The sequence below is a fragment of the Acinetobacter bereziniae LMG 1003 = CIP 70.12 genome (genome assembly GCF_000368925.1).
Classification (GTDB): domain Bacteria; phylum Pseudomonadota; class Gammaproteobacteria; order Pseudomonadales; family Moraxellaceae; genus Acinetobacter; species Acinetobacter bereziniae.
Window position 1 is genome coordinate 1,778,497 of the sequence record NZ_KB849755.1, and the last position, 12,956, is coordinate 1,791,452.

Annotated in this window: 4 protein-coding genes, 2 tRNA genes and 3 rRNA genes; 1 reads left to right on the forward strand and 8 read right to left on the reverse strand. The window is 42.0% G+C overall.

The window, feature by feature from the left end; genetic code table 11:
- Positions 1-44 precede the first annotated feature (44 nt).
- Together F938_RS10110 and F938_RS10115 are read right to left on the reverse strand one after the other, a co-directional pair.
- Entirely contained in the window at positions 45-1,214 is a 1,170-nt protein-coding gene (locus tag F938_RS10110) for an acyl-CoA dehydrogenase family protein (protein ID WP_005031238.1), read from the reverse strand.
- A 74-nt stretch (positions 1,215-1,288) separates the two neighbouring features.
- The gene (locus F938_RS10115) at positions 1,289-2,452 is read right to left on the reverse strand and encodes an acyl-CoA dehydrogenase family protein (protein ID WP_005031240.1); all 1,164 of its coding nucleotides are present in this window, start codon (positions 2,450-2,452) and stop codon (positions 1,289-1,291) included.
- 194 nt (positions 2,453-2,646) lie between these two features.
- Here F938_RS10115 and F938_RS10120 point away from each other — a divergent pair, with 194 nt between their 5' ends.
- Positions 2,647-6,003 (forward strand): DEAD/DEAH box helicase, encoded by a 3,357-nt coding sequence (locus F938_RS10120; protein WP_005031241.1) that lies wholly within the window; start codon positions 2,647-2,649, stop codon positions 6,001-6,003.
- Positions 6,004-6,495: 492 nt separating this feature from the next.
- Here the strand turns inward: F938_RS10120 and F938_RS10125 are convergent, their stop codons facing one another.
- From F938_RS10125 to F938_RS10150, 6 genes are all read right to left on the reverse strand, one after another.
- Positions 6,496-7,080 carry a hypothetical protein gene (locus F938_RS10125; RefSeq protein WP_005031242.1) on the reverse strand — a complete coding sequence of 195 codons (585 nt, stop codon included), beginning with the start codon at positions 7,078-7,080 and terminating at the stop codon, positions 6,496-6,498.
- 111 nt (positions 7,081-7,191) lie between these two features.
- Positions 7,192-7,306, reverse strand: a 5S ribosomal RNA gene (rrf, locus tag F938_RS10130).
- Positions 7,307-7,476: 170 nt separating this feature from the next.
- Positions 7,477-10,367, reverse strand: a 23S ribosomal RNA gene (locus F938_RS10135).
- A 414-nt stretch (positions 10,368-10,781) separates the two neighbouring features.
- Positions 10,782-10,857 (reverse strand) — tRNA-Ala (locus F938_RS10140).
- A 44-nt stretch (positions 10,858-10,901) separates the two neighbouring features.
- Positions 10,902-10,978, reverse strand: a tRNA-Ile gene (locus F938_RS10145).
- Positions 10,979-11,037: 59 nt separating this feature from the next.
- Positions 11,038-12,576: ribosomal RNA gene (locus F938_RS10150) — 16S ribosomal RNA — on the reverse strand.
- The 16S, 23S and 5S rRNA genes sit together here with 2 tRNA genes alongside, the layout of an rRNA operon.
- Positions 12,577-12,956 lie beyond the last annotated feature (380 nt).

Consider the following 12,956-nt stretch of genomic DNA (forward strand, 5'->3'; position numbering starts at 1 on the left):
CCTTTGGCATTTCATCATAAACAGATCATTTAATTTGCAAAAAATCAAAACCCCAACTGCTTACTGATCAAATCCTTCATGATTTCTTCTGCACCACCACCAATCATATTAACCTTCACTTCACGGTAGATTCGTTCAGACTTCGTTCCACGCATAAAGCCCATTCCACCAAGCGTCTGTACCGCGGCATCTGCACAAAATTGCATGCATTGTGTTGCAACATTCTTCGACATACAAATCTGTGCGATTAAATCACTTCCCTGTAATTCAGCTTTACTCATACGATAAGCTGTATCTTCCAACAGTGCCCGCGTATAGGTTAAACGCGTTGCCATATCCACCAGTTTATGACGTACCACTTGATGATCAACCAAGCATTTACCAAAAGTTTTTCGATCTTTAGACCACTGTAAAGCTTCTTCATAACATACCAACGCATAACCATATGCCATAGAAGCTAACCAAAAACGCTCCATATTAAAGTTTTTCATAATCACTTTAAAACCTGCGTTTTCTTCTCCTAAAAGATTGTCTACAGGTACTTTGACCTGATCAAAATGCAAATGTGCTGTATCTGAAGCCCACCACCCCATTTTCTTTAACGGAGATTTGGTAATACCTTCACTATGCGCATCCACCAATAGCATCGAAATTCCATTGGCACCTTTTATTTCTGGATTGGTTCTTACAGCAACAGTGTAATAGTCAGCTCGCATGCCTGAAGTAATAAAGGTTTTTTCTCCACTGAGCAGGTAAAAGTCACCGTCTCGTATCGCTTTAGTTTGTAAGGCAGCAACATCTGAACCACCAGTAGGTTCAGTGATTGCCAGCGCAGAAATTTTCTCGCCTGCAATAATTTGTGGCATTACTTGGTCACGAATATGAGGCTGTGCAAAATAATGGATCGGAGGCGTTCCAATGGTATGAATCATCAGTGAGATATGTACTCCGCCTGAACCCGCTTTAGCTGTTTCAACTGCTGCAAGGAACACATGAAATGCATCTGCGTCTGGTATTCCTCCATGATCTTCATCAAACCCTAAACCCAGTAGTCCTATGGATGCAGCTTTTTGATAAAGTTCTCGTGGAAAACTTCCCGCCTCATCCCATTCATTGACATAAGGGCTGATTTCTTTTTCCACAAACTTCTTCACACTGTCAGCAAATGCACGATGTTCAGCGGTGTAGTAAATCGGGTTATTTAAATGATCCATCTCTTGTTGTTCCCTGTTTATTTTTATAACACTTTATTTTCCATACAATACTATCTTAACCAATTACTCAAATTCTAATAGCCCAATTGACGACTGGCGAGATCTTTCATGATTTCTTCTGCGCCTCCACCAATCATATTCACTTTAACATCACGATAAATACGTTCAGACTTCGTTCCACGCATAAACCCCATCCCCCCCAAAGTTTGTACAGCTGCGTCTGCACAAAATTGCATGGTCTGCGTTGCCACATTTTTTAGCATACAGATTTGAGCAATCAATTCATTGCCCTGCATTTCAGGTTTTCCCAGACGATAAGCTGTATCTTCCAATAAAGCCAGTGTGGTGGTAAGACGAGTCGCCATGTCCACAAGTTTATGACGAACCACCTGATGATCTAACAAACGCTTGCCAAAGGTTTTACGTTCTCGTGCCCATTCCAAGGCCTCCTCATAGCAAGTTAGTGCAAAACCAAAACTACTTGCAGCAAGAAAAAAACGCTCCATATTAAAGTTATTCATAATCACCAAAAACCCCATATTTTCAGCACCTAATAAATGATGTGCTGGAACACGGACTTGATCAAAATGTAAATGTGCAGTATCTGAAGCCCACCACCCCATCTTGTCCAATTTTGACTTGCTAATGCCTTTGCTATGGGCATCAATCAATAACATAGAAATACCATTTGGACCTTTGGCATCTACATCTGTACGTACAGCGACCGTATAGTAATCTGCACGAATGCCCGAAGTAATAAACGTTTTTTCTCCACTCACAATATAATCATCACCATCTCGTAGTGCTTTAGTTTTCAACGCCGCGACATCTGAGCCACCAGATGGTTCGGTGATGGCTAAAGCGGAGATTTTCTCACCTGCTAAAATCTGCGTCAGCACTGTCTCTTTAATTTCATCTGAAGCAAAATGATTGATCGGCGGTGCGCCAATTGAATGTGACAATAAAGAAGCGCACAAACCACCTGAACCAGTTTTAGCAAGTTCAATGGAAGATAAAAGGACATGAAAAGCATCAGTTTCAGGGATTCCACCATAGCGTTCATCAAAACCTATGCCTAACAAGCCAATTTCAGCTGCTTTTTGATAAAGTTCTTTTGGAAATGTTTCAGCTTCTTCCCACTCATTGATATGTGGCATTAACTCCTTTTGAACAAACTTACGAACTGAGTCTGCAAAGGCAAAATGCTGATCTGTATAGTAAATTGGGTTATGTTTCATCTTGATGTGCTTCCCAGCATTATTTTTAAAAACTTATACTGACAGATTTTAAAGCATTTAAAGTTGCAGAAATGATCAATTTATAATTAAAAACATGTCAATTTTGCTGAAAACTCATGTATTAATTTCAGCTTCCATTTCAAAAATCCGTTACACTCTTAATAATTTCATTTTAATTTTTAGCTCTAGAAATAATGGCGACACTGAATCAATTTTTATCTCGTTTTAGCCCGGCAACTATTCAACGAAGCTTGAGTTATGTCAAAAAAATTGATCTTAAATCTCTAGAAATTTATCCTGACCGTGACAATTTAGTGATAGAGGCACAAGTTCAAGGGACCGACTATTATGAGACGGCAGTTATTTATAATCCGTTAAAAAATCAGATCGTCGATACCGACTGTAGTTGTCCTGTAGCTTATGATTGTAAACATGCGGCAGCATTAGCCCGTTATTTTTATGATCAAGAAATGTCGAATGCATTGAGTCGACAAAATTTAAACCATTCAGAGCAAACTTCAGCAACAGCCAATCAAACTGCACATGGCACAGCAAAAGCTTGGTTAAATCAATTTAAACAACAATTGGCTCAAATTCAGCCAGCCACAAAAAAAATACCGCATCAACTGGTATACATTTTTCAGGCCAAAAATAATTCGGCTCAACTGCAACTTTGCGTATATAAAGCTCGCTATAATAAAGATGGAAAAATTCGTGATACAGCTCTGTATACCAGTTATGACAATGTGCTTAATGAACGCCTAAAAGTCAGTCCAGAAGAAAAGAAAATCTTTAGTCACCTCTATTTTTTTGCAAAGTTAAATTTCAATAATGCCCATTTTTATCCTTCATCATGGGATATTTCGGGTATTTATCAGGAACATCTTAAAACTGCAATTTTGAGTGGTGATTGTTATGGATTGGATGTACAAAGACCTGCATTAACTTGGTCTGAACAGAACTATAAAATCGAATTTAATTGGCAATCTAAACCTGAGCAACAAACTGAAAAATTAAAAGCACATTTTTTTGATGATCAACAATTAGAAATTACCGGTGAACATGCACAACATATTTATATTATTCATTCTCACCCTTTAAGCTATTTAGATTTGTTCAAAAACCAAGTGGGTGCGCTTGAATCTTCATATTCTAGTGAAATGATTGAAGAACTGCTGAACATGCCTCAGATGCCTGTTGAACTTATGCCTGAATTTCAACAAGCCATCCAACCTTATTCATGTTTTGAAGATTTTCCACAAGCTCAATCTACACAAAATGTAGATATCCTAACTGGCAAACCAACGCCAATTTTACGTTTTGGTACGCATCCACAATATGATCGCTTAGGTCATATGCACCACTATGCTTTTGCAGAAATCGAATTTGAATACCAAGCTGGAAGAATCAAAGCTGGTTTTCCAGATGAATGTTTTGTCAGTAACGTTCAACAAAAAACGGTACGACAACAACGTGATCTTGCCATAGAAAAACAATATATTGCGACCTTAATGGACGCTATTCCATCCCTACAATGGATCACCAAAATACCGAAAAGCAAGAGACCTGCGTTTGATAACATTACTGAAAAATCAATTATTTGTGCAGATCCTACTGCATGGATTGATCAACTGATTCCTGAAAATAAAATTGAACTTCTCGGTTGGAAAGTTGAGCACACTGCCGATAGCCAATTCAACTTACGCGCCACACAAAATTTGCAGTTATCTTTAACCGAATCTGAAAAAAAGCAAGATTGGTTTAATGTTGGCGCAACCATTCAAGATATACATGGTCAAACTTATAATCTAATCGACTTATTGGGCTACGCCATTCAACATAATCCTCATCTCTTAGAAGATGATTATATTATGCAAATGAAGGATGAAAGTTTTCTCATTGTTCATTTAAGAGAAGCTCAGTCTCAATTGGCGTTAAAGGTTCAGGACATCAAACCTATTTTGATTTATCTGAAAGAAATTTTACGCCATCCAGAGTCTGCCTCATTAGACCAATACGATGCTGCACAATTTTTGGATTTACAACATCATTTGGGCATGCCGTGGCAAAGTAGCGAACGTTTACAAATATTTGCTGAGAAGTTGCAAAGTAGTTATCAACATCAAATTGCAACACCTGAAGGCTTTCAAGGAGAGTTGCGCCCTTATCAACAACAAGGTTTAGCGTGGTTACAGTTTTTACGTGAAACTGAACATGGCGGTATCCTCGCTGATGACATGGGCTTAGGTAAAACAGCTCAAACACTTGCTCATATACTGATAGAAAAACAAGCAGGGCGATTGAAACAACGCCCAGCCTTGATTATTGCACCCACATCTTTAATGCATAACTGGCGTAAAGAAGCTGAAAAATTCACCCCTGAATTAAAGGTTTTAGTCCTTCAAGGTCAAGATCGCTTGGAATATTTTCAAGATATTAACAATGCGGATGTGGTACTAAGTACCTACCCATTAATTGGTCGTGATGAAGAATTTTTATTGCCACACCAGTACCATTTACTGATTCTGGATGAAGCACAAAACATCAAAAATCCACGGGCTAAAGCATCTCAAGTAGTTCGTCAAATTAAGGCTAAACATCGTCTGTGTTTGACTGGAACACCGATGGAAAACCACTTAGGTGAATTATGGTCTTTATTCCATTTCCTTATGCCTGGTTTTCTTTATAGCCAAGAGTTATTTAATAAAAAATATCGAAATCCTATTGAAAAGCATGCTGATATTCCAACAAAAGTTAAGCTTGTTTCACGTATTAAACCATTTATGTTGCGCCGCTTAAAAACAGAAGTTGCCAAAGAACTTCCAGAAAAGACCACAATTGAAGTCAATATTGACATGAATGAACAGCAATCTAAACTCTACGAGGCTGTTCGTGCAACAATGCAAAAGAATATCCGAGAACTCATTGCAGCCAAAGGTTTTCATCGTAGTCAAATCCAGATCTTGAGTGCCTTACTAAAACTTCGACAAGTATGTTGCCATCCTAGCCTTTTACAGCTTGATCAAATTAAAAATCAAAATGTCGAATCTGCTAAGTTGGATCATTTATTAGAAATGGTCCAAGGCATGGTTGAAGAAGGACGCAAGATTTTAATTTTTTCTCAATTCACAACCATGCTTCAACTCATTGAAGAACATTTAAAAGCATTAAATATTCGAAATGTAAAATTGATAGGACAAACCAAAAAACGTGATGAAGTGATTACTGCATTCCAATCAGGAGAAATTCCTGTTTTCCTGATCAGTTTAAAAGCGGGTGGCGTTGGACTAAACCTAACTGCTGCGGACACTGTAATTCACTTTGATCCATGGTGGAACCCTGCTGCTGAAGATCAAGCTTCAGATCGTGCATGGCGAATCGGTCAAGACAAACCTGTCTTTGTTTATAAACTGATTACCAACCAAAGTATCGAAGAAAAGATTTTAGCGTTACAGAAAAATAAAGCTGATCTTGCCAAATCTGTATTGAGTATTGATCATGAAAATGAAGTGAAATTGTCTGAAGATGATGTCATGAGCTTGTTGGATTGAAGCTAAATACCTAGTTAAGCATTACTTTTTATCTAGCCAATGCTTTCATTCAGCATGGAATTTTGCATAATATCCACGAGTAAATGCTTATTTAAATGGTTAACAGCAATTTTCTAATCCGTTCAATGTAAGCATTTACCTACAACTCCTGCCGAACTTAGCGAATATAGGGCTGCTTTAAATTCACCTATTCTATCGTTATCGGGAACAGGAAGTTTCCCAGACAAAACAACAATAACAAAACGTCTGAGCATCAGGAACGTGAGATTCGACAGGAGTCAGATCTAACTCACCAATACGAAGAAAACCCCATCTGGATGATGGGGTTTTCTTTTTGTATTCAGTTATTTATTAAAATCTTCTATAAATAAAAAAACGAGATTGAATCTTCATCATATTCTTGATGCTCCCACTCCCTTTGAGAAATCATTGAGATAAGTGGCTATTAGTAATAACTCAATATTTCTTATCATTAATATTGAATCAATACTTTTAAAAGTTGACTAGTTTTAGAGCTTTGTTAAGCTCTCTACCTCTTTCAGCAATCCTATATTGTAGATTTTGTACATGTTGATTAATCTCCTTACCAGCCTCTAAAACTTTTGATAGATTTTCGTGCCATCCTTGGTTATTTGCTTTAATGTCAATTTGCATAACACTTTCCTGATACCCCCAAAAACAGTTTGCTTGACTAAATATTTTTCTTATTGAATCAGACATTTCGGGATAATATAAATCTGTTATTGCATGTGCATCATGAAGACGATTACAGTTTTCAATATATCTTTTACGGAAATCTGTAAGTTCAGTCTCTGCTAATTTGATATAGCTCATGGTTTGTGAATTTTCAAAAGAAATGATTGAGAGAATTTTATGCAATGTCTCCAATTTTTCCCGTTCTAAAGAAACTTCATCCTTTAATCGCTCATTGGCTAAACGATCCAATTGAAGTTGAATATCTTTCTCGGAATTTTTTTGTGCTATTTTTAATTGAATTCCACTAGTATAACGCGCAACGATATAACCAAACAAAGCAGTAATCATAGCGCCTAAAAGTATATATATTTCTTTTTCCATTTCAACATCCTTACTCTATTCTTGTATTAAACTGATTATCAACTTTTTCACTTTTCTTCACGCATAAAAAAACACCCTCAACAGTTAGTTGAGGGTGTTTTAAGAATTAAAAGCTGGCGATGACTTACTCTCACATGGGTAACCCCACACTACCATCAGCGCTAAGAGGTTTCACTTCTGAGTTCGGGAAGGGATCAGGTGGTTCACTCTTGCTATTGTCGCCAGCAAACTGTTATGGACTTTTTCGGGTCTTATGGGTATGCCTTACTTTGTTCCAAATGAGTTTAACAGAAGAACATTTGAGTTGGTTATTGTAACTAGCTTTACAACTAAATCAAGTTTCTTTGATCTTTTATGAATCAAATGATGCTTCACATACAACTGCTTGGGTGTTGTATAGTCAAGCCTCACGAGCAATTAGTATTGGTCAGCTTCATGCGTCACCGCACTTCCACATCCAACCTATCAACGTCGTAGTCTTCAACGGCTCTTTAGAGGACATAAAGTCCTAGGGAAATCTTATCTTGAGGTAGGCTTCCCGCTTAGATGCTTTCAGCGGTTATCCCTTCCGAACATAGCTACCCGGCGATGCGACTGGCGTCACAACCGGTACACCAGAGGTTCGTCCACTCTGGTCCTCTCGTACTAGGAGCAGATCCTCTCAAATTTCCAACGCCCACGGTAGATAGGGACCGAACTGTCTCACGACGTTCTAAACCCAGCTCGCGTACCTCTTTAAATGGCGAACAGCCATACCCTTGGGACCTGCTTCAGCCCCAGGATGAGATGAGCCGACATCGAGGTGCCAAACACCGCCGTCGATATGAACTCTTGGGCGGTATCAGCCTGTTATCCCCAGAGTACCTTTTATCCGTTGAGCGATGGCCCTTCCATACAGAACCACCGGATCACTAAGACCTACTTTCGTACCTGCTCGACTTGTGGGTCTCGCAGTTAAGCGCGCTTTTGCCTTTATACTCTACGCGTGATTTCCGACCACGCTGAGCGCACCTTCGTACTCCTCCGTTACTCTTTAGGAGGAGACCGCCCCAGTCAAACTACCCACCAGACATGGTCCTCGTCCCGGATAACGGGACAGAGTTAGAACCTCAATATTACCAGGGTGGTATTTCAAGGATGGCTCCATAGCAACTGGCGTCGCTACTTCTAAGCCTCCCACCTATCCTACACAAGTAAGATCAAAGTTCAATGTCAAGCTGCAGTAAAGGTTCACGGGGTCTTTCCGTCTAGCCGCGGGTACACCGCATCTTCACGGCGATTTCGATTTCACTGAGCCTCTGCTGGAGACAGCGCCCCCATCATTATGCCATTCGTGCAGGTCGGAACTTACCCGACAAGGAATTTCGCTACCTTAGGACCGTTATAGTTACGGCCGCCGTTTACTGGGGCTTCGATCAAGAGCTTCGCTTACGCTAACCCCATCAATTAACCTTCCAGCACCGGGCAGGCATCACACCCTATACGTCCACTTTCGTGTTTGCAGAGTGCTATGTTTTTAATAAACAGTTGCAGGGGCCTGGTTTCTGTGGCTGCCAATAGCTCAAGGAGCAAGTCCTATCACCGTCAGCAGCGTACCTTCTCCCGAAGTTACGGTACCATTTTGCCTAGTTCCTTCAGCAGAGTTCTCTCAAGCGCTTTGGTCTACTCGACCTGACCACCTGTGTCGGTTTCGGGTACGATTCCTGTGTAACTGAAGCTTAGAGACTTTTCCTGGAAGCATAGTATCAGCCACTTCACGAGTAAACTCGCTTGCTATCAGTTCTCAGCATAGAGCACCCCGGATTTGCCTAAGATGCATGCCTACAACCTTCCACCTGGACAACCAACGCCAGGCTGACTTAACTTTCTCCGTCCTCTCATCGCATTACACAGAAGTATTGGAATATTAACCAATTTCCCATCGACTACGCCTCTCGGCCTCGCCTTAGGGGTCGACTCACCCAGCCCCGATTAACGTTGGACTGGAACCCTTGGTCTTTCAGCGAACGGGTTTTTCACCCGTTTTGTCGTTACTCACGTCAGCATTCGCACTTCTGATACCTCCAGCATGCTTCTCAACACACCTTCATCGGCTTACAGAACGCTCCCCTACCACGTATACAATGTATACATCCGCAGCTTCGGCATATAGTTTTAGCCCCGTTACATCTTCCGCGCAGGCCGACTCGACTAGTGAGCTATTACGCTTTCTTTAAAGGGTGGCTGCTTCTAAGCCAACCTCCTAGCTGTCTATGCCTTCCCACATCGTTTCCCACTTAACTATAATTTTGGGGCCTTAGCTGGCGGTCTGGATTGTTTTCCTCTTGACTACGGACGTTAGCACCCGCAGTCTGTCTCCCGGATAGTACTCATAGGTATTCGGAGTTTGCATCGGTTTGGTAAGTCGGGATGACCCCCTAGCCGAAACAGTGCTCTACCCCCTATGGTATTCGTCCGAGGCGCTACCTAAATAGCTTTCGGGGAGAACCAGCTATCACCGAGTTTGATTAGCCTTTCACCCCTATCCACAAGTCATCCCCTGGCTTTTCAACGACAGTGGGTTCGGTCCTCCAGTTAGTGTTACCCAACCTTCAACCTGCTCATGGATAGATCACCCGGTTTCGGGTCTATACCCAGCAACTAAACGCCCTATTAAGACTCGATTTCTCTACGGCTCCCCTATGCGGTTAACCTTGCTACTGAATATAAGTCGCTGACCCATTATACAAAAGGTACGCAGTCACCGAACAAGTCGGCTCCCACTGCTTGTATGCATGCGGTTTCAGGATCTATTTCACTCCCCTCACAGGGGTTCTTTTCGCCTTTCCCTCACGGTACTGGTTCACTATCGGTCAGTCAGGAGTATTTAGCCTTGGAGGATGGTCCCCCCATATTCAGACAAGGTTTCACGTGCCTCGCCCTACTCGTCATCATTATATGTGCACTTTCGTGTACGGGACTATCACCCTCTACGGTAGCACTTCCCAGAGCTTTCCGCTAATACACATATAACTTAATGGGCTGATCCCCGTTCGCTCGCCGCTACTGAGGGAATCTCAATTGATTTCTTTTCCTAAGGGTACTGAGATGTTTCACTTCCCCTCGTTCGCCTCGCATGACTATGTATTCATCATGCGATACCTACCTTATGGTAAGTGGGTTTCCCCATTCAGAAATCTCCGGATCACAGGATATTTGCCGCCTCCCCGAAGCTTATCGCAGGCTATTACGTCTTTCATCGCCTCTGACTGCCAAGGCATCCACCACATGCACTTAATTACTTGACTATACAACCCCAAACAGTCGTTAATCCCTACAAGGAGGATCAACAATGTGGATTTAACCACTTCTATTTGTTGCTTGTGAACTTAATCACTGTACAGCTTCAATTTAATTCATATACCAAAACGCTTGATTCAGTTTTATCGCTAGTTCTCATTTCATTCCGCTTTAACAATTGCTTGTTAAGCTTCATAAAACGAGTTAAACAATTATTTCAACTCAAATATATTCTGTTAATGATTCACTACCGCCTCGTCAGCAAGTAGTTCACTGTGATAAATCACAGAAGTTAATAAACTCTATAAACTTCAGTTCATTAATTTCTATAATCAATTTCATCTTTCAAATGGATGCCTGCGCGAAGCACAGCTTCTTGCTTAAATTTTCGGACAAAGCGTTGCTTTGTTTTCCCTCAAATTTGGTGGAGACTAGGAGAGTCGAACTCCTGACCTCCTGCGTGCAAAGCAGGCGCTCTACCAACTAAGCTAAGTCCCCAGCTTAAGATCTTAATATATCTGCTCTTCTGTATTCAGTAGACTTGGTGGGTCTGACAAGACTTGAACTTGTGACCCCACGCTTATCAAGCGTGTGCTCTAACCAACTGAGCTACAGACCCTCAGATACATCAATGAAGAACAACTTGTTGTGGATTCTTACCAATCGTCAATCTTTCGTTAAGGAGGTGATCCAGCCGCAGGTTCCCCTACGGCTACCTTGTTACGACTTCACCCCAGTCATCGGCCACACCGTGGTAAGCGTCCTCCTTACGGTTAGACTACCTACTTCTGGTGCAACAAACTCCCATGGTGTGACGGGCGGTGTGTACAAGGCCCGGGAACGTATTCACCGCGGCATTCTGATCCGCGATTACTAGCGATTCCGACTTCATGGAGTCGAGTTGCAGACTCCAATCCGGACTACGATCGGCTTTTTGAGATTAGCATCCTATCGCTAGGTAGCAACCCTTTGTACCGACCATTGTAGCACGTGTGTAGCCCTGGTCGTAAGGGCCATGATGACTTGACGTCGTCCCCGCCTTCCTCCAGTTTGTCACTGGCAGTATCCTTAAAGTTCCCATCCGAAATGCTGGCAAGTAAGGAAAAGGGTTGCGCTCGTTGCGGGACTTAACCCAACATCTCACGACACGAGCTGACGACAGCCATGCAGCACCTGTATGTAAGTTCCCGAAGGCACCAATCCATCTCTGGAAAGTTCTTACTATGTCAAGACCAGGTAAGGTTCTTCGCGTTGCATCGAATTAAACCACATGCTCCACCGCTTGTGCGGGCCCCCGTCAATTCATTTGAGTTTTAGTCTTGCGACCGTACTCCCCAGGCGGTCTACTTATCGCGTTAGCTGCGCCACTAAAGTCTCAAAGACCCCAACGGCTAGTAGACATCGTTTACGGCATGGACTACCAGGGTATCTAATCCTGTTTGCTCCCCATGCTTTCGTACCTCAGCGTCAGTATTAGGCCAGATGGCTGCCTTCGCCATCGGTATTCCTCCAGATCTCTACGCATTTCACCGCTACACCTGGAATTCTACCATCCTCTCCCATACTCTAGCTTCCCAGTATCGAATGCAATTCCCAAGTTAAGCTCGGGGATTTCACATCCGACTTAAAAAGCCGCCTACGCACGCTTTACGCCCAGTAAATCCGATTAACGCTCGCACCCTCTGTATTACCGCGGCTGCTGGCACAGAGTTAGCCGGTGCTTATTCTGCGAGTAACGTCCACTCATCTTGGGTATTAACCAAAAGAGCCTCCTCCTCGCTTAAAGTGCTTTACAACCATAAGGCCTTCTTCACACACGCGGCATGGCTGGATCAGGGTTCCCCCCATTGTCCAATATTCCCCACTGCTGCCTCCCGTAGGAGTCTGGGCCGTGTCTCAGTCCCAGTGTGGCGGATCATCCTCTCAGACCCGCTACAGATCGTCGCCTTGGTAGGCCTTTACCCCACCAACTAGCTAATCCGACTTAGGCTCATCTATTAACGCAAGGTCACAAGTGATCCCCTGCTTTCCCCCGTAGGGCGTATGCGGTATTAGCATCCCTTTCGAGATGTTGTCCCCCATTAATAGGCAGATTCCTAAGTATTACTCACCCGTCCGCCGCTAGGTCAGTTACCGAAGCAACCTCCCCCGCTCGACTTGCATGTGTTAAGCCTGCCGCCAGCGTTCAATCTGAGCCATGATCAAACTCTTCAGTTAAAATCATTAGTGACTTAAGGTCACAATTCTGGCTCATCAATGTACTGACAAATTCTCTCAAATAAACTTCGAGTAATTTAAACCAATCAATCAATGATAATATTTCGATCAATCAATCAGTAAAAATCCACACAAGTTGTTCTTCATATTCTCTTAATGATCTTCTTCATGCTTCGTCAGCATCAAGCTAGGTCGGCTATATTACTCTCTATCTCTAGAAAGTCAACTGTGATTTCAAATTATTTTTTAAACTTCCTTTCTAAAACCCAACTTAATTAATTCAACCAAGTCATTGTTTTATCAGAAGTTTTAATCTTCATCACCGCCGATGGATGTGCATTCTACAGCATTCCTAACCTAACACAACCCCCTTTTTTAAT